The sequence below is a fragment of the Chelatococcus asaccharovorans genome (genome assembly GCF_003201475.1).
Classification (GTDB): domain Bacteria; phylum Pseudomonadota; class Alphaproteobacteria; order Rhizobiales; family Beijerinckiaceae; genus Chelatococcus; species Chelatococcus asaccharovorans.
Map to the genome: position 1 here is coordinate 144,318 of NZ_QJJK01000013.1, position 17,294 is coordinate 161,611.

Consider the following 17,294-nt stretch of genomic DNA (forward strand, 5'->3'; position numbering starts at 1 on the left):
ATTCCCCTCGGCCGCCATCTCTGGCTCATTCATTCTAGACTTCTAATTTCAATTACTCTAGCAATGATCGCGTGACAAGTGTGTGAAAGTCGGAAATGGAACAGCAGCAGCGAGCCATAGCCGCGAGGGCAGGAATGCAGAATCTGAATGAGAGGGACGGCGTCAGCCTTTGGCGTCAGATCGGCGACGCGCTGATCCGCGAGATTGAAAGTGGCGAGCTCGAGGTGGAGAAGCGCCTTCCGTCGAGCGATAGTCTTGCCAGCCGATTTGGCGTGAATCGCCATACCGTCCTGAAGGCAATTTCTCATCTGCAGGCGGAAGGATATGTCCGCGTACAGCGAGGACGCGGCACCTACGCTGTGGTCAACCGCATGGAATACCGGATCGGGCCACGGCGCTGGTTCGAAGAGAGCTTGTTGCAGAGCAAGCTTATGCCAAGCCGCACCATCGTAATGACGGACGATCTGTCCGCTTCTGCAGAAATCGCCTCGTCCCTCAGGATTGCCGAGGGTAGCCCCGTGTTCTTTCTGAAAATCCTGGGTGAAGCGGACGGTTTCCCGGTGAACTTCGGTTGCCATTATTTCCCGCTGGAGCGTCTGCCCACAATCGGCGACGTGTTCCGCAGCTACGGCGACAAGCCGACTGCGGATCTCTCCTTCACCAAGGTTTTCAATGAGGTCGGCGTGACCGACTTCCGCCGCAAATCAGTTCGGATCCGTTCGCGGTTACCCTCGCAGGAGGAGGCATGGCGGCTGCGGATGCCGCAGACCGAGCAGGTTATCGAAACCGACGTTGTGAACGTCGATGCTCAAGAGACGCCGGTTGTATTCGCCAATACATGTTTCTGTAGCAGCCGTGTCGAGCTGGTCCTCGAACTCTAGAATTTTCCCGATGAACTCCTGTTCGCCGGAAACGCTCTAGGTCTTTGTTTATACGCGTTTTACTCACGCGATCCGGCGTCCACTTCGCTCGAAAATACTCTATCATCATAGCGAGTTATCTATGCGCACCCCGAATCAACTAAAAAAATCACTCGCAAGCCATCACCTTCTCCACGTCATGGCAGCGCACAGCCCTTTGTCGGCACGGCTGGCGGAAGAAGCTGGCTTTGACGGCTTGTGGGCCTCGGGCTTTGAGCTGTCCGCACTTTATGGCCTGGCCGATGTCAGCCTCATCTCGATGACGCAGCATCTCGATATGGTGCGCGCCATGGCCGAACATTCGTCATTGCCGATCGTCGCCGACATCGACACCGGCTTCGGCAATGCCATCAACGTCATCTATGCGATCCAGCAATACGAGCGCGCCGGCGCGGCCGCCGTCGTCATCGAAGACAAGACCTTTCCGAAGGTGACCAGCCTCGTTGCCGATGGTCGGCAGGAATTGCTCCGGACGGAAGAATTCCAGGGCAAGATCCGCGCGGCGATCGCGACACGACGGGATCCCGATCTGCTCGTCATCGCCCGCACCGAGGCCCTGATCGCAGGTCTCGGCGAGGAAGAGGCGCTGAAGCGCGCGGCAGCCTATGAAGCGGCCGGTGCCGATATGATCCTCATCCACTCCAAGCAGAAGACACCGGACGAGGTGGAGAGCTTCGTCCGCGCCTGGACCGGCAAGGCGCCGATCGTCATCGTGCCGACCGCCTATCCCGAGATGAACGAGGCGCGCATCAAGGCGCTGGGGAAGATCGCCATCGTGATCTACGGCAACCATGCCATCCGCGCCTCGGTGACGGCGATGAAGGATGTCTTCGCCCGTATCCAGAAGGATCGTGGCATTCAGAACGTCAACCGCGACATTGTCTCGGTCGAAGAGGTCTTCCGGTTGCAGAAGATGGATCAAATCAAAGCTGACGAGAAACGTTTCCTCGCCTGATCCGGTCACGCCGAGCCAGATCCCGAAAACCCCGCAGTCGCTGCACCTGCTTTGACAGCCGCCAGCAGGGCAGCAGTCCAGCTGAGCTGTGCCGTGGAACTCCTTCAATGCTTGACCTGATTGGTGCCGTCGCCCTGCTGCTCTGGGGTCTTCGCATGGTGAAGACGGGCGTGACGCGGGCGTTTGGGGCTCGGCTGCGGCGATGGATCGCAGTGGGCACGCGCAACCGGGTCAGGGCCTTCGGCGTCGGACTTCTCGTCACAATGGTGCTGCAGAGCAGCACCGCCACCGCCCTGATGACCGCCGGCTTCGCCGGTAGCGGCTACATGAACTCAGCCATGGCGCAGGCCGTCATGCTCGGCGCCAATGTCGGCACCAGCCTGGTGACGCGTCTTCTGGCCTTCGACGTCCACTGGCTCGCGCCGCTGCTCGTCGCTGTCGGCGTCGTCCTGTTCACCCTTTGCGAAGCCAAGCCGAACAAGGGCATCGCCCGCGCTGTTCTCGGCCTTGGATTGATGCTCCTGTCCCTCCACCTTCTCGGGCAATCGACCGAGCCGATGCGGCAATCGCAGGTGCTCAAGGCGCTGATGGCTTCGCTCGATGCGGTCCCTGTATTGGCCGTCGTCGTTGCGGCCGTGCTGGCGATCGCCGCGTCCTCCAGCCTTGCGGTGGTGCTGCTCATCATGTCGCTGGCCGCGACCGGAACGGTCCAGCCTGAGCTCGGCATCGCGCTGGTTCTTGGCGCCAATCTCGGCGGCGCGGTGCCGCCGGTGCTCGCAACGCTCGGAGACAGTCCGCTGGCCCGACGCGTCACGCTCGGCAATCTCGCGGCGCGCCTCATCGGCTGCGCCATCGTCCTGCCCTTCGCCGGTCAGGCCGTAGCGATCCTGTCTGGCCTGGTCTCTGGCCCGGCACAGCAGATCGTCGAGGCTCACATCGTCTTCAACATCCTGCTGGCGGCGATCATGCTGCCACTGCTGACACCCTTCGCCTGGGCCGTCCGTCGCATCCTCCCTGAAGCCGCGACACGTGAGGATGGTCCCCGTCACCTCGATTCCGACATCCTCGACCGGCCCACCATGGCGCTTGCGGCCGCAGCCCGCGAGACGCTGCGCATCGGCGACTGCGTGGCCTCGATGCTCCAGAACAACCTTGAAGCGCTGAGGATGAACGACACGAAACGCTGCGCCTCGGTCGCCGCCATGGACGACGAGGTCGACCGACTGAACAACGCGGTGAAGCTTTATCTGGCGAGGCTCGGCCGCTCTGCCCTCGAAGAGAACGATGAGAAGCGTTCGGCCGAGATCATCGCCTACGCCACCAATCTTGAGCACATCGGCGACATCGTGGACAAGAACCTGCGCGAACTCGTCGAGAAGAAGATCAAGCACCAACTTTCCTTCTCCGCCGAAGGGGCTGCCGAGATCGAACAGTTCTACAGGGTGACGATCGAGAATCTCAGGCTCGCGCAGAGCCTCCTGGTCTCGGGCGACGAGAAGCTCGCCCGCCAGTTGGTCGAGGCCAAGGTCGACATCCGCCATCGCGAAGAGCGCTCGACCGCCAATCACATGAGCCGCCTTCGCGATGGCCAGGTGGAGAGTGTCCAGACCTCCTCGCTCCATCTCGACATCCTGCGCGACTTGAAGCGCATCAACGCCCACATCGCTGCAATCGCCTATCCCATTTTGAAAGAGAGCGGGCTGCTGCGGGAGTCCCGTTTAGTCGGCGAGACCGGAGGCGAGCAGATGCAAGCATGACGATGCCTTGCCGCTGGTGTTACAGCAAGTTTGGTATTCATCTTGGTCTACCATATCGGCTGCGAAGTACAACGAAATCGCCGCGATGTATGCTGCTTCAAGAGATAGGAAAAGTTCCCACGCCATAGTGCATTTTACGTGAAATACACTGAAGCGAGATATCTTTGCTCACAGCACAGGCCGTATTTCTAGCGGCCCGGTATCGTGCACGGGCTTTGAAGCCGGTTTTGCCAAGCGGGTGTCAGGGCAACAGCCGGTCGCGAAGCTCAGGCATGGAGAGCGGCTGCAACGTGGCATACAGTGCAGCGGCGGCGATGACCGCGCCCTCCACTTCAGCCGCCACAGCTTTGCGCCTGATACCGCGACAAACAGGTGAAGCCCCTCACCGACTGAAATCTTTTGCGGCTGTTGGTACGGTTTGATTCGGCAGATGGCAACGTCTGTAAGTGGCATGACTGTTGGGATGGCCGCTTACGATCCTGGCCATGATGTCGGCGAGACAGGCGCGCGGCTCGACGCCGTTGAGCTTCGCGGTTTCGATGAGCGAGGCGATGACGGCCCAATGCTCCACGCTGCCATCGCAACCAGCGAAGAGTGCGTTCTTGCGTGACAGGGCTAGAGCATAATCCGACCGGAGTGAAAAGATTATGCTTGAAATAAAAGAGGTTAGAGCGCCGACGCCGCACTCCGCACCCCACAGAACCCCCTCGCAGGCGGCGGGCAATCCTGCGCCCGCCACGGAAATGCAGTGCACCCGGCCGTACGAGCGCGGACGCACTGCAAGTTGATCTGGACAATTCGCTCGCTTCGAGACCGGGGCCTAGGCCCCTTCCTGCCGCGGACCGACATATCCGGTCTGACCCTTTTCGGAACCCAACGTGAGGATCGGACCGTCCATCCTTTCCTGCCAGATCAGCGATTCCATGCCGATCTGGAGCGGGTGGTCCTGAATGGTGAGGATACCGTGACCCTCAGGACCCGGATAATGGGCGTGTTCCGACCAAGCGGGTGCGGAGAGCATCAGGTCGCCGGCCCGCCAATGGAACTCCTGGCCGTCAACGACGCTGCTCCCAAACCCCTTGTAGTGATAGTTGATGGCGACGGAACTGTGCTTGTGCCCGCGACCCGGTTTGCGCGGCGGGGTGCCGGGAGCCGTTGAGGCCAGCGTGGCAAAGAAGGAATGCGTGGTTCCATTCCGCCGTTCTGTCGCCGGGTTGTACAGAAGCATGATGTTTCGCTTGTTGTCGCCATAAGTCATCGACAAATGCTCCGAGACTTTTTCCCACGGCCAGTGGATCATATGGTTCTCGACAACCTCGATGTCGGTGAGGAACTCATAACCCCTGACGCGCGCGCCGGCCTCGGTGATGACGAAGTCGGGAGCGCTCTCGCGGGTATACTTGGCCGGCGCATTCGTAGTAGCCGGGGAATTACCCCCGCGCAGATCGGAATAGGCGACGCCGCGCTCGATGTGGTGGATACCGAGCTTTTCGAGCATCGGGGCGTTCGAATAGGTCAGTCGGACGAACAGATCCTTCCCGTTGTTGCGATGGCTGTAGACCTTCATCGACGGGATGTTCCACGCACTCCACTTGGAGACGGAAATCTGGCGGTCGCCGGCCCGCACCTCACCCTCGCCGCGCAGGCAGAACTCGACCTGGTTCGAGTTGTGCCGGACGGGCTCCGTCTCCTCTCCCGGCTTGAGAACGTTGATCGTGACGTCGACGCCGGGAGACAGGCCCAGGCCTGGCGCGGTCGATTCCGGATGAACAATGACGCTGCTCCGGCGACCGCCCTGGCCTGCCGGGACTTCGGCCAACCGCTCGATCTCCGCTTCGATCGCCTCGCGCGGGACCAGCAACGGACTCCAGACCTTCATCGTGCCTTCCCGCGCCGTTTCGGCAGGAATAAATCTAAATGCTTGCTCAGGCATATCTGCGCTCCTCGGGATTGTTCATTCACGATATCCGCTCGCATCAGGCGCTCAATACAGAACGGCGAACGACACTCTTTCCGAACGCGCAATACTTTGGCGGGTGTTTCTTGGCACGACTGCGGACCCAGAAAGCGAAGATTTTGCGCCCTCTGGGCGGCCGCAACATCAGGGCTTCTGGCGTGACTGGAAAGACTGTTCTTCGGGGAGTGCTGTTGAGGCCGTGAAGCGACGCGCTACAGTGCTCACGGTCGGGGGAGGCTAACCGGTTGCCATCACTGTTGCCGCCGAGTCGTCGGCAATACGCCCAGGCGTCCTTGCCACGCTGACGCGACCTCAGACGGAGAACCCGGAGCCCGGTCTCAAAGCGCCTCGACCAGGCGCAGCATCGGGCGCTTCGGCAACGCGGCAGGCTCCTGCCGCACATCCTTGAGACGTCTGCTCAGGTGGTCGATAAAGGCGCGTGACGGTCTGGACAGATGCCGACAATCGGGGGCCGCAGCCACCACGACGGAGGCCGGCGGACTGTATGCCTCGAGAACGCGAACCAATCGCCCGGAGCCTTCATAGTCGCGGCCTATGAAGGCACCAAGGAGTGCCACTCCCAGCCCCGACGCCGCAAGCTCGGCAATCGTGTTCGCGTTGTTGGAGGTGAAGGGTCCGGACACGTTGATGCGCCCAAAGCGGCCTCTGTCGTTGTAGGGCCAGGACGCCGCCGCCGATCCCTGTCGGACGATCAGGCAGGAATGCGCCGTGAGATCGCGGGGATGTTTTGGCTCGCCGTGCTCTGCCAGATAGTTCGGCGAAGCGTAGAAGTGGCGATGGTTCTCATGAAGCACGATGTTGTCCGGCTCGACGTCGAAGCGGGCCACCATCCGGATCGACAGGTCGAACCCCTCGCCGCGCAGGTTCTTCGTGTTGGTGGAGGTGTCGAGATCGATCTCCACCGCCGGATTTTGGACGAGGAAGTCAGCGATGTGCGGCATGAGGGTCCGTTCGGTCAGTGCGATCGGCGCAGTCACCCGCAGCCGACCGGCCAGGCTATCACGCCCTGACGCGATCGCCCGCTCCGCAAGCTCGGCCTCGTCCATCAGACGGCTGCAATGCGCATAGAAGTCCATGCCGGCCTGCGTGATCTCGACCTTGCGCGTGGTGCGGCTTATGAGATGCGCCTTGGCACGCTCCTCCAGTTCCGCCATCTTCTTGGATACCGTGGAGGGAGCCACGCGCAGCTTCTCCGCCGTGCGCGTAAGGCTCCTGGTTTCCACGACAGACAGGAATATCTCGACCGACTTCAGATCCGACAAGATATTCAGCCGACTGCTCGATGGAACATACTTCATGATGATTTCCTCCCACCCCATTTTCATACAGTCCGGAATGAATGTAAATGAGACCGGGGAAGAAAATGCGGCTAGGTCTGTCGCGGCATCGAACGCATAAGGTCTCGGTTCGGGCAGAATGCCGGCGCCTTGCCGGCAGCGCCGGCGCTCCGGCGGTCCAGGAAGCGCCTGCACTCCGCGCTCGCGGCACAGGCCAGACAGCCGCGGATTGCGGACCCAACCGCCGTTTCGTTAGCAGCCGCGGCGGGAACGATGTCCACGCCCAGCGTCTCGATCATCCGCGAAAACAGCGTCGCCCGTTCGTTCGAACGCGTAATCATTCGCGAAAATTTGCTCATCAACGTCGCTCCTGGAAAGTTGTGTCCAATAGATCGGCATGGGCAGCGGCAAGGCTCCTTGATCTGAGTCAATCGCGTCTAATTTTTGACGATCATGTATGTAACCCTCCGTATGAAAGTGGGTCGCGGAAGGGCCGGGCCAGTCGCCCGACACTCTCCACGACAGCCGCCCCCTCGCGCCTGCGAGGGTTCACATGTGCTCGGTCGCCGCTGCGGTCACGAGGCCGGTCCGGCGCGTTCAAGCGCCTGATGCGGCTCCGCGAAACGGTTCGCGAAGTCCGGCCTGTTCCAGCATCGGCATGACCGACCGGTTCCACCGCTCGAGCCCTTCGGCGTAGTCCACCCAGGAGAGCAGGATGCCGGCGATGCCGGCCCGGCTCAGCATAGACAAGCGATTGACGATCATTTCGGCCGTGCCCACCAGCGGGAAGCCACCGGCACCGGCGGCAAAGCGGAACCTCATCTGTTCAAGCGCCTCGTGCGACATCAGCTTCGTGTTCGCCGCCTGCTTCTCCACCCAGGCGTCGACGCACTCGTGATCGCCCATCTCGACCACGTAACGGTTGAGATAGGCATCCGCCTCCTGCGCGGTCTCGCGCTGCACCACATAGCTGTGCATCCATATCTGGACGTCGCGTCCGTATTCGGTGTGCGCAAGATTGCGGTAGTCGTCGACCTGGGCGCGGATCTCGTCCTCGTTCTCGGACCTGATGATCAGAAAACAGAGGTCGGCATTCTTCGCTGCGAAGTGGCGGCCCTTGTCCGATCCGCCGGCGTTCATGATCGGCACGTGCTGCTGGATCGGCTTGGGCGAGGAAAGGCCGCCGTTTATCTTGTAGAATTGACCCTCGTGGTCGAACTCGTCACGCTCACTCCACAGGCGTTGCACGATCGTCAGCCATTCCTCGACCTGGTCGTAGCGCAGCTCGTGTTCCTTCATCGGGGCGCCGAACATCTCCAGTTCCGGCTTGTTCCATCCGCCCACCACGTTGAGCGCGAAGCGGCCGCCGGAGATGTGATCGATCGTCGCTCCCTGCTTGGCGGCGAAGATCGGATGGATGGTGGGGATGTGCGACGTCGAGAACACGCAGGCGTGTTCCGTTGCCTGAGCGATCCCTGCGGCCCAGGCATAAGGCTCGAGAACCGTCGCGGAGGGATGGTCGGGCTTGCCGTCCACATAGCCCTTCCAGCGCGCATAAGGGACCAGCGCCTCGAAGCCCGCGCGGTCCGCAACGACGCAAGCCTCCAAGGACTTCTTCCAGTCCGCGCGATGTGCCTCCGGGACGAGCGTCATCGTCGTCCCCTTTCCATTGGATGCGAAGACACCCAGCTTCATCCGATTGGCGTTGTAGATCGGATTCTTTTCGTTCTGACCCATGAAAACCTCCCTGACCATGTTCTAGCCCGCGACCTCGTCACGCCGGCCGGGCAAGCGTTCTGTGAACAATCTCACTGAGCGGATTGATGTGCGTGGATCGCGGCCGTCGCCGGTGGCCCCATCTCCCGATAGGCGCCCCGGAAATGCATCAGCGGCTCGCCGTCTACGCCCCACATCTCGGTCGCTAGTCCGGTGATGATCGAATGGTCGCCGCCAGCGATCATGTCCCGGACCGTGCAGGTGATGACAGCCAGCGAACCGGAAATCTCGATGTGGCCCGACGGACGCCGCCGGGTCGGGACGCGGCTGAACTTATCGGCACTCCTGCCGGCGAAGATGTTCGAAATCTCCTGCTGGGACCTCATGAGGAAATTGATGCAGAAGCGCCCGGAGTCCTGGATCGCCGGCAGGGTCGTCGATTTCAGGTCGACGCAGATCAGGTAGAGCGGCGGCTCCAGCGACAGCGACGTGACGCTGCTCATCGTCAGGCCGAAAGGCGTGCCGGCGTTGTCCATCGCGGTGATCACCGCCACGCCGGAGGGCCAAAGTCCGGCGATCTTCCGGAACGAGGCCCGGTCAGAGATTCCGCCTTCGGGACGAGAGACGGCAGAGTACATTCCTACCTCCCTTATCTTCAATAATGGGCGCGAAACGGCTTGCGCACACCGGCCTGCTCGAGGAGCGGAAGGACATCGGCCGTCAGCCGCGAGACCATCGATTCCGGTTCGATCGAGTTCAGCAGGATTCCGTCGACGCCCGCGGCGGAAAATTCGGCCATCCGCCTGGCGACGGTCTCCGGACTGCCGACGAGCGCAACTCCGCCACCGGCCGCCCAATTCCTCTGATACTTCCAGCGCTCGCTGTCCTGGATCTTCTCGTAGGCAGACTCGCTGAGCGCCTTGATCATGGCCGCGACACGGGCCTGGTCCGCATGTTCGACAGCGAAATACCGGAGAAACTCCTCCGCTTCGGCGTCCGTATCCCGGATGACGATGTAGCCGTGGGTCCACACCTGCACGGGTCGGCGGAATTCATCCCATGCCAGCTTCTTGATCGAGGCGCATTGCGCGCGAACACTGTCCATATCCTCCTGGAAATGCGTGAAGACCATGTCCGCATACTTCGCGGCGAACAGGACGCCGCGCTCGGACGTGCCGGCGTTCATGATCGGAGGAAGGGACTGCACGGGCTTTGGCTGGGACTCCGCCTTGAAGACCTGGAAATGCCGTCCCTCGAAATCGAACGGGTCTTCGGTCCAGAGCCGCTTCAGCAGCTCCATGTATTCGGCCGCCTGCGCGTAGCGCGTTTCATGGTCCGGCATTTCCATGCCGAAGGCCTGGTAGGAGCGGCTGTTGGAGCCCGCCACGACGTTGAGGCAGAAGCGCCCGTCCGTTATGTGATCGCCGGTGGCCGCCGCCTTGGCGACGAAGGTCGGATGGACCAGCTGGACATGGAACGTCGCAACGACCGCGGGATTTGGGTGACGGGCACCAAGCGCTGCACACCAGGTGAACGTATCGAACTGCCGCTGGTGCCAAGTGATGAGCGCGACAATGGCTTCGAGACCGGCATCGCTCGCCAGCTTCACGGAAGCGTCCGATCGTTTCCAATCGGCAATATAGCGGTCAGGTGCTTTGGTCATCACCTGACCTGAATTCAGCCCAAAGAGACCCAGCTTCAGGCGATTGTCGTTGAAAACAGGATTTGTCGCTCGCCGGTCATCGGCATTGATCGTCGTGCTCACACGGGCCTCCCCTGGATGCTTCCTTGACGAAACGCAGCCTTACGTTCGTTAGGTTGACATCAGCCTAACAATCGTTAGCCTGACGTCAAGTCGAAGGAGCGGCAGAAGGAAGGAATTTTTCAGTGAACACGGGGCTGCGTCCTTCCACCAGTCAGTCCGGATCCGACAGCCGGACGGAGATCATCGACGCGGCGGCGCGCATCTTCATGGAGAACGGGCTCGACAAGGTCAGCATGAGGATGATCGCCGAGGCGGTCGGGATGTCGGCGCCGAGCCTCTACCACCACTTCGCGTCAAGAGAGGCTCTTGTCGCTGGTATCGCGGATCATGCGATAAGCCTCTATGTTGAAACCGTAGGTCCCACGCTTGAGGGCGACGGATCTCCCACCGAAAAGATCGCGACCCACGTGGAGATGCATCTCATCGTCGAAGAGCCGCGGCGCCATCTCTTCGGTATCTTCGACCACATCTACCGGGGAGCGGTCCGCGATCCCAATCGACGGCGCTTCGCCGGTGGCGATTCAATCCTCGCCAAGCAGAGCCCCTTCAGCCAGCACAGGAAGCGGTTGGCCGAGGTCCTCAGCCTGGGCCGGCAACTGGGGGAGTTCCGGTTCGAAAGTCCCCAGCTTGCCCTGGCATGCGTGTTGGGCACACCCAAGGCCATTCTCCAGTACACGGGAACAGACGAGGTCGGGTCCGTGGAAACGATGGCGAAATTCTGCTCGATGTCCGTCATCCGCACCCTGTGCGGTCCGGTTCATGACGCCGTCGTCCCTGCCCGGGAGTAGCTGCAGTTCGGCCCTTGCCCGAACGTGCCGACCAATTCGCCACCTGCGCCCGAGTTGCAACGGCGTATCAGTTGGGCTGGAGCAACCGATCGGCGATCAGTCGCCGATCGGCAAAGCCGACGTGCCTGCCGACGATGGCGCTCAATCGCGACCCGTCCCTGCGAACGGGCTCGCCGTCATTGCAGCAGCCACAGCGCGAGCACGGGGAATGACACGAGCAGCACGATCCGCACGAGGTCCGTCAGGATGAACGGCATGACGCCCCGGAATATCTTGGACATCGGAACGTGGGGCGCCACCGCATGCAAGACGAACACATTCATGCCGATTGGTGGCGTGATCATCCCCAGCTCGATCACCGCCAGGGTGACAATACCCCACCAGATCACGCTGTATCCGAGGCTCTCAACGACGGGCAGCACGAACGGCAAGGTGATCAGCATCGCCGCGATAGTATCGAAGATGCTGCCGAGGACGATATACATCAGCACGAAGCAGGTAATCACCACGATCGGGGCATAGCCTGCAGTTTGGATGAAGGACACAAATGCTTCAGGAGCGCCGGTGATCGTCACGAAGTAACCCAGCATGTCCGCTCCCAGAATGATGAGGTAGATCATGCCGGTGTTTCGCCCCGCCTCGATGAGCGTCGAGCGAAGCGTATGGACGGTCAGCTTGCCGCGGGCGATGGCCAGAAGCATGGCCCCGATCGCACCCGCGGCCGCGGCCTCGTTGACCGTGAAGACGCCCCCATACATGCCGCCGAGGATGATGACCAGGAAACCGATTGATGGAAGCGCGGATTTGGCGGTCGCGATCCTTTCGGCCGTGGAGTAGCGACGTCCGGCGGGGGCAAGCGACGGATCCCGCCACAAGGTGATGTAGATGGCAACGAACTGGCAGATGATGGCCATCAATGCGGGAATAAGCGCCGCCACGAACAAGTCGAGGATAAAACTTTCGGTCATCACCGCATAGATGACGAGGATGATGGATGGGGGAATCAGCGCGCCGAGCGTACCACCGGCCGCGATCGTGCCGCTGGCCAGAGAGGTCGCATAGCCGCGTTTCTCCATCTCGGGAAGGGCGACCCGTCCGAAAGTCGCCGCTGTTGCCAGGGACGACCCGCAGATGGCGCCGAACACCGCGCAGCCCAGGATCGTAGCCTGCGCCAGTCCACCGCGACGGTGCCCGATCATCCGTTCCGCCAGTCGATAAAGATCATCGGAGAGCCCCGCCAAGGAGGCGAAGCTGCCCATCAGGATAAACAGGGGCACCACGGCGAGGCTGAAGCTCGAAACGTTGGAGGCGACCGAGGTCATGAGCGTCGACGCGGCTGGTGTAAAGCCCACCAGCGTCGCGTATCCGCAAAAACCCACCAGCATCATGGCGAAGCCGATCGGAACATGCAGCAGCATCAGCGCGAACATCACGGTCATGCCGATGACGAAATACTCGATGCCGCCCATTAGTGACCCGCCATATTCGAGGAGGTTTCCAAGCGATTGCCACTCACGAAATTGGCGACGTCGCGGAAGAAGACGATCGCCTGCACGGCGGTACTGATCGCCAGCAATACGCAGAAGGCCACCCATGTCGGCCACAACGGCAGGCGCAGAACCCAGGTGGTTTCGCCGCTCCCCATCAACCGCAAAGCGTGGTCGGCCGATAGCCACGCAATCAGGGCCAGAGCGGCCATCGCGATGCCATTACCGAACGCTTCGAGCGCGTCGGCACCGCGCACGCCGGCAATGCGGCTGAGGAACTTGACGGCGATATGGCCCCTCGACGTTATGACGGAAGGGAAGGCTGCACCCACGACCACCGGGAGCAGAAGCGTGACGATGTCGGCCGATCCGCGGATGGGAGAATTGAACAGCCAACGGCCGAGTACGTCGATGGTGACAAGGGCGGCTATACCCATGAGGCCGCCCAGGCCGGCCAGCGCGGAATACCGCGCCAGCCGGTCGGAGAGCCTCTCCAGCCGTTCTAGGATCATTTTTCAGGCGCTCAGTTGGTCGCGTTGGACTTGATGAGGGAGAGAATCTCGTCGCCCTTCGGGGAGCCGCTCTTCCATTCGTTCTGAATCGGAGCGAAGGTTGCGTCCAGCGCCTGCAAGTCGGCTGCCGTAGGTTCGACCACCTTGTGCCCGCTGCCCGGCGCCTTCCAAGCCTCGAGCAGCTTCGTCGCCTGCCCGTCGTTGGCCTCGCCCCAGGCCTTCGAAAGGGCCAAGCCGCTATTCTCATCCAAGGCCTTTCTTGCTGCCTCCGGAAGTGCGTCGAACCTTGACTTCTTCATGAGGAGCATGACCGCCCCAGTTCCCAATTTCACCTGGAAGTGGTTTTTTGCCACCCCGGCCGCGCCGACCTGCGTCAAGATCGAAGGATGCGCGGCCATCCCATCGACGACGCCTCGGCTAATGGCCTCGGTCGCTTCGGTCATCGGCATCCCGATGGCTGTTGCGCCAACGGCCTCGACCGCCTTGATCCCATATGCGCCGGCGGACCGCAGCTTGAGACCCTTGAGGTCGGCGACGGACGCCACGGGGCGGGCCGTGTGCACAGAGAAGGGAGGCGACGAGAATATGCCCAGGACCTTGAATTCCTCAAGCCCCCTCAAGAGGCCGGCTTCATTGGCCTTCCACATCGAGGTCGAGGCATGGACGCTGGATTTGAACAGTCCCGGAAGTTCGGCAACCTCGCTGTCGGGGAACCGCCCAGGCGTATAGGGCGGAGCCGGGTAGGCGATATCAGCCACCCCGTCTTCTAACATCTTCAATTGTGCCGCGGGATCCCGTCCCAGCGTTCCGCCGGTGAAGGCTCGGATCTTGAGGGTTCCACCGGACGCTTCCGTGACCTTGGCAATCCACGGCAGGAACACCGTCTGCCAGTCATTGCCCTTCTCGGGCAGCCAATATGCGAACTTCAGTTCAACCTGCTCCGCTGCGCTGGCTGCCGAGGCGGCCGTGAGGGCGCACCCGACCGCCAATGCGCGAAAAGTCTTCGAAAGCATGTTCATGCCGGTTCCTCCCGTGACAGATTTTGGTGTTAGCCTCGGCTGCCAATATCCGCGGTCACAGCCAAGTGGTCCGGGCTTCCGGCTGTTATGACAGCGCTCTCCTCCGAACCTTGAAGACAGTGCCGCACACCCACGCGAGCGCGCACTGCAATTCCTCACAAGTCAGTCTTTCCGTTCCGAAGCCAATCGGCAATGATCCGGCCGGCTTCGATCTGACCGTTGGGCCTACCCGCTTCCACAGGCCGCCCGTGGTGATTGCCGTGGACGCGGTGGCGCTCCTTGCGCCGCGCTCCGATCGCCTCGAAGAGGACGTCGGCTTCACTGGGAAACACACTGTTGTCACCGGTATACTCGATCATGAGGACAGGCTTGCGGACGTCCGGCGCGCACTTCGCCATGGACGCATTGGACGAGAGGGCCGACCAGTTGGAGAGCCAGCTCTCCGGCGTGCAGACCCGGGCGAAGCCGACGCTCCCGTAGTTCGAAGCGACCTGATTGGCGCCCCACAACGTCCCGTATGCGCGCTCCGTCGGCTCGAGCGAGAGATCGAAGCAGCGCGGGTCCGCATCCGTGCGCCATACGTTGAAGATTGGCGAATAGGCCGCGACGATGGCGTCCTGGCGCGACCCGCCCCCGTCCTTGATGGTCCGCCGGGCCGCAGCCTTGCGCTCAAGCGCGGCGCGGGCGAACGCGTCGATCCGCGCGACGCGTTCCCTCTGTGCAGCGCGATAGCGCGCCAGGAATTCGGGGGCATAGGAGGACGATTGGGGCGGCTCCCGGTACCCGTTCGCCGGATTGAATGCCGACAGACTCTCGTCCGTCTGCAGCGGGTCGTCCTCGTCGGTCACCGCAGGATCGATACACCGCAGCAGGAGTTCGCCCTGCCCAAGATGAGACGATATCAGTATCACGCCGTCCGGCTCGGGCAAGCCCGCCTTGTCGAGGCCGGTCGGCTTGCCGCCGGGAGACCGCTTGATCCGCGCGTCGGGCGCGCGCGCGGACTGCTGGCAGTAAAAGGCCGCGAGTGGGCCGCCTCCGGAAATGCCCTGCAGGATCGTGCGCTCGAAACCCTGTTCGCGCAGGAAATTCTGACCGGCCGCGAGATCGAGCAGCGCGGTCTCATGCTCGAGGCGGATATCGTTCCCGGGCGAACGCGCGCCTTGGACCCAGACGGCGACGCCGGCGTTCAGGAGATCGGGCACGAGGTATTGCGCGACGTTGATTTCCCGGGGGTGCATCGTGCAGACGACCGTGCTCTCGCCGCCGCGGCGGAAGAGATACCCGGTGACGTCGGCGCCATCATGCGTCGTCAGCGCATGCACCGTCATGCGCGTGTCGGCAGGCAGCCGCGACGGATCCCATCGCGTCCCCCGCAACCCGGCAGTCGTCACGGCGACCGGCTTGGCCTGGTTCTTCGCCCTTCCGTCCATTTACGTTCCTCTCTGCCGCGCGACCTGGGTGAGGATCTCAGGCTGCTGACCCGTCTCACGCCGGTAGTCCTCGAAGGCTGCCTTGACATCGTCCGGCACGTCGATAGCCCCGAGCCGGTCATGCGCGGAGACGTAGATGGAGGTGACGCGTCCGACGAAGACATCCCTGCCGGTATCAACGCGGAAGGCATGAACCAGTATGTCCGTGGTTCGCGTCCCGACCGGACCGAGATAGACCGCCATGTCGAATACGTCCCCCGGCCAGAGCGGGCTGTGAAACACCATGCTGAGTGCCTTGCCGGGCGTTCCGTACCGGGCTTTCTCGTCGCGCTGCCCGACCGGTCGGCCAAGCACGACCTGGCGGAAAAGGTGAGCCGTCGCCAACATGTATTCGGTGAAATTGCCCGCATACACGACGCCCGCGGGATCGCATTCCGCCCATCGCACAGTTCGCCGGACTGTGAATGGCTTCCAGGCGGCGACATACTCTGTGGCGACGAAGTCGTTCGACGGTCTCATCTCATCCACCCGACGAGATTGCCGGGAAGGCAGCCATGTATGTGTCGTAAAAATTGGGGACGTAAGAGCGAAGTCGCTCGTCGTCGATGCGGCCGGTCCTCGTGAGGAAGTCGCGCGTGAACGCGACCACGTCGAGTTCCATCTGCTTCCCGATGTCCTCGTACCACTCGAAGCTCTTGACGGTCGCCTCCGTGAACAGATCCCGCGTGGGCTTGCGCAGTTCCACATAGCGGGCAAGCCCCACCGCAATGTCGTCGGCGCAGTCCGCCAAGGCGTCGTTCAGGGCGACGGCATCGTCCATGGCCAGACGCGTGCCGGACCCGATCGAGAAGTGGGCCACCCGGAGCGCATCCCCGATCAGGACAGCATTTCCGTGAAACCACTCGCCGCAGGTCGTGAAGTTGAAGCGGCGCCAGACCGACTTGTTCTCCACCAGCGGCTGTCCGTCGAGCATGTCGGCGAAGACGTCCTCGAAGGCTGCTTTGCGCTCATCGTCCGACAGTCGGGAGAACCCCCTCTCGTTCCACGTCTCGCCGTCGCATTCGGCGACGAAGGTGCTCATGCCGGGCGCGTAGGAATAGTAATGGGCAACAAGCCGGCCGAAGCGCGTATCTCGGAAAACGAGCGCGTTCGGCTTGAGCGCCTTGGCCACCCCATACCAGGCGAAGCGGTTGTGAAGCACCCGGTTCTGAACGCGGAACTTAGGCTCCAGCAACGTCCGCACCTGAGAGTTCGCCCCATCCGCGCCGACCACGAGATCATAGGCCGCCAGGTCGTCGCGCGATTCGATGCGTCGACCGTGTTGCACGACGAGCCCGCACTCCGCGCACAACTGCTCCATCAGGTTGAGCAGCGTCAGACGCGCGATGGCGCCGCCCTTCGCGGCGTATTTCAGCGAAACCTTGCGGTCATTCAGGACGATGTCCTGCTCATCGTTGAAGACCATGCATTCCGCCAGGGTGTCGTGCAGAGCCTCGTCCGCCTTGCGGAGCCGGTCTCTGGCCGCACCGGCGAGGGTCACGCCGAAGCCGTAGGTCGCATCGACGGGATTCTGCTCGAAAATATCGACGGCATATGCAGGAGCGCGCCGCTTGATGAGGCGAGCGAAAAGAAGCCCGGCCGGCCCTCCTCCGATGACAGCTACCTTCATGAACGCGCTCCATCTCTCTCC

General features: G+C 62.1%; 16 protein-coding genes and 1 pseudogene. 4 read left to right on the forward strand and 13 right to left on the reverse strand.

Annotated features, from left to right (window positions below; genetic code table 11):
• The first annotated feature begins 134 nt into the window (after window positions 1–134).
• The 3 genes from phnF (at window position 135) to C7450_RS27105 (ending at window position 3,632) form a co-directional block, all read left to right on the forward strand.
• A complete protein-coding gene (phnF, locus tag C7450_RS27095; RefSeq protein ID WP_170147466.1) occupies window positions 135–881 on the forward strand; it encodes a phosphonate metabolism transcriptional regulator PhnF in 747 nt (248 codons plus the stop codon).
• A gap of 121 nt (window positions 882–1,002) precedes the next feature.
• Window positions 1,003–1,875 carry a phosphonopyruvate hydrolase gene (locus C7450_RS27100; protein WP_110377607.1) on the forward strand — a complete coding sequence of 291 codons (873 nt, stop codon included), beginning with the start codon at window positions 1,003–1,005 and terminating at the stop codon, window positions 1,873–1,875.
• Between the two features lie 107 nt (window positions 1,876–1,982).
• Complete coding sequence (locus C7450_RS27105) at window positions 1,983–3,632, forward strand: Na/Pi cotransporter family protein (protein ID WP_110377608.1); 1,650 nt, start codon at window positions 1,983–1,985, stop codon at window positions 3,630–3,632.
• Between the two features lie 382 nt (window positions 3,633–4,014).
• On the opposite strand, the pseudogene C7450_RS27110 reads toward C7450_RS27105, so the two are convergent.
• The 7 genes and pseudogenes from C7450_RS27110 to C7450_RS27140 form a co-directional block, all read right to left on the reverse strand.
• Window positions 4,015–4,266: pseudogene (locus C7450_RS27110) on the reverse strand (transposase domain-containing protein); the annotation flags it as partial.
• Window positions 4,267–4,452: 186 nt separating this feature from the next.
• Complete coding sequence (locus C7450_RS27115; protein WP_110377609.1) at window positions 4,453–5,511, reverse strand: cupin domain-containing protein; 1,059 nt, start codon at window positions 5,509–5,511, stop codon at window positions 4,453–4,455.
• Between the two features lie 416 nt (window positions 5,512–5,927).
• Window positions 5,928–6,908, reverse strand: coding sequence for a LysR family transcriptional regulator (locus C7450_RS27120; RefSeq protein ID WP_170147467.1), 981 nt, complete (start codon window positions 6,906–6,908; stop codon window positions 5,928–5,930).
• Between the two features lie 71 nt (window positions 6,909–6,979).
• A complete protein-coding gene (locus C7450_RS35225; protein ID WP_410369380.1) occupies window positions 6,980–7,246 on the reverse strand; it encodes a DUF6455 family protein in 267 nt (88 codons plus the stop codon).
• Window positions 7,247–7,484: 238 nt separating this feature from the next.
• A complete protein-coding gene (locus C7450_RS27130) occupies window positions 7,485–8,624 on the reverse strand; it encodes an LLM class flavin-dependent oxidoreductase (RefSeq protein ID WP_210206551.1) in 1,140 nt (379 codons plus the stop codon).
• 71 nt (window positions 8,625–8,695) lie between these two features.
• Window positions 8,696–9,241 (reverse strand): flavin reductase family protein, encoded by a 546-nt coding sequence (locus tag C7450_RS27135; protein ID WP_110377613.1) that lies wholly within the window; start codon window positions 9,239–9,241, stop codon window positions 8,696–8,698.
• 17 nt (window positions 9,242–9,258) lie between these two features.
• Window positions 9,259–10,368, reverse strand: coding sequence for an LLM class flavin-dependent oxidoreductase (locus C7450_RS27140; RefSeq protein ID WP_110377614.1), 1,110 nt, complete (start codon window positions 10,366–10,368; stop codon window positions 9,259–9,261).
• A gap of 122 nt (window positions 10,369–10,490) precedes the next feature.
• On the opposite strand from C7450_RS27140, the gene C7450_RS27145 reads away from it, so the two are divergent.
• Entirely contained in the window at window positions 10,491–11,156 is a 666-nt protein-coding gene (locus C7450_RS27145) for a TetR/AcrR family transcriptional regulator (protein WP_110377615.1), read from the forward strand.
• A 176-nt stretch (window positions 11,157–11,332) separates the two neighbouring features.
• Here the strand turns inward: C7450_RS27145 and C7450_RS27150 are convergent, their stop codons facing one another.
• The 6 genes from C7450_RS27150 to C7450_RS27175 all read right to left on the reverse strand — a co-directional run bounded on the left by C7450_RS27150 (window position 11,333) and on the right by C7450_RS27175 (window position 17,273).
• On the reverse strand, window positions 11,333–12,625 hold the full coding sequence (locus tag C7450_RS27150; RefSeq protein ID WP_110377616.1) for a TRAP transporter large permease: 1,293 nt from the start codon (window positions 12,623–12,625) through the stop codon (window positions 11,333–11,335).
• On the reverse strand, window positions 12,625–13,155 hold the full coding sequence (locus tag C7450_RS27155; RefSeq protein ID WP_110377617.1) for a TRAP transporter small permease: 531 nt from the start codon (window positions 13,153–13,155) through the stop codon (window positions 12,625–12,627). The genes C7450_RS27150 and C7450_RS27155 overlap by 1 nt, the downstream gene beginning before the upstream one ends.
• An 11-nt stretch (window positions 13,156–13,166) precedes the next feature.
• Entirely contained in the window at window positions 13,167–14,174 is a 1,008-nt protein-coding gene (locus C7450_RS27160) for a TRAP transporter substrate-binding protein (RefSeq protein ID WP_110377618.1), read from the reverse strand.
• A gap of 155 nt (window positions 14,175–14,329) precedes the next feature.
• A complete protein-coding gene (locus C7450_RS27165; RefSeq protein ID WP_110377619.1) occupies window positions 14,330–15,604 on the reverse strand; it encodes an alpha/beta fold hydrolase in 1,275 nt (424 codons plus the stop codon).
• Window positions 15,605–16,123, reverse strand: coding sequence for an acyl-CoA thioesterase (locus C7450_RS27170; RefSeq protein WP_110377620.1), 519 nt, complete (start codon window positions 16,121–16,123; stop codon window positions 15,605–15,607).
• Window position 16,124: 1 nt separating this feature from the next.
• Window positions 16,125–17,273 carry an FAD-dependent monooxygenase gene (locus C7450_RS27175; protein WP_110377621.1) on the reverse strand — a complete coding sequence of 383 codons (1,149 nt, stop codon included), beginning with the start codon at window positions 17,271–17,273 and terminating at the stop codon, window positions 16,125–16,127.
• Window positions 17,274–17,294 lie beyond the last annotated feature (21 nt).

Bases quoted from the DNA above. Each gene is read 5' to 3' on its own strand.
- phnF (WP_170147466.1), top strand. From the start codon at position 135: ATGCAGAATCTGAATGAGAGGGACGGCGTCAGCCTTTGGCGTCAGATC.
- C7450_RS27100 (WP_110377607.1), top strand. From the start codon at position 1,003: ATGCGCACCCCGAATCAACTAAAAAAATCACTCGCAAGCCATCACCTT.
- C7450_RS27105 (WP_110377608.1), top strand. From the start codon at position 1,983: ATGCTTGACCTGATTGGTGCCGTCGCCCTGCTGCTCTGGGGTCTTCGC.
- C7450_RS27115 (WP_110377609.1), bottom strand. From the start codon at position 5,511: ATGAAGGTCTGGAGTCCGTTGCTGGTCCCGCGCGAGGCGATCGAAGCG.
- C7450_RS27120 (WP_170147467.1), bottom strand. From the start codon at position 6,908: ATGAAGTATGTTCCATCGAGCAGTCGGCTGAATATCTTGTCGGATCTG.
- C7450_RS35225 (WP_410369380.1), bottom strand. From the start codon at position 7,246: ATGAGCAAATTTTCGCGAATGATTACGCGTTCGAACGAACGGGCGACG.
- C7450_RS27130 (WP_210206551.1), bottom strand. From the start codon at position 8,624: ATGGGTCAGAACGAAAAGAATCCGATCTACAACGCCAATCGGATGAAG.
- C7450_RS27135 (WP_110377613.1), bottom strand. From the start codon at position 9,241: ATGTACTCTGCCGTCTCTCGTCCCGAAGGCGGAATCTCTGACCGGGCC.
- C7450_RS27150 (WP_110377616.1), bottom strand. From the start codon at position 12,625: ATGGGCGGCATCGAGTATTTCGTCATCGGCATGACCGTGATGTTCGCG.
- C7450_RS27155 (WP_110377617.1), bottom strand. From the start codon at position 13,155: ATGATCCTAGAACGGCTGGAGAGGCTCTCCGACCGGCTGGCGCGGTAT.
- C7450_RS27160 (WP_110377618.1), bottom strand. From the start codon at position 14,174: ATGAACATGCTTTCGAAGACTTTTCGCGCATTGGCGGTCGGGTGCGCC.
- C7450_RS27165 (WP_110377619.1), bottom strand. From the start codon at position 15,604: ATGGACGGAAGGGCGAAGAACCAGGCCAAGCCGGTCGCCGTGACGACT.
- C7450_RS27170 (WP_110377620.1), bottom strand. From the start codon at position 16,123: ATGAGACCGTCGAACGACTTCGTCGCCACAGAGTATGTCGCCGCCTGG.
- C7450_RS27175 (WP_110377621.1), bottom strand. From the start codon at position 17,273: ATGAAGGTAGCTGTCATCGGAGGAGGGCCGGCCGGGCTTCTTTTCGCT.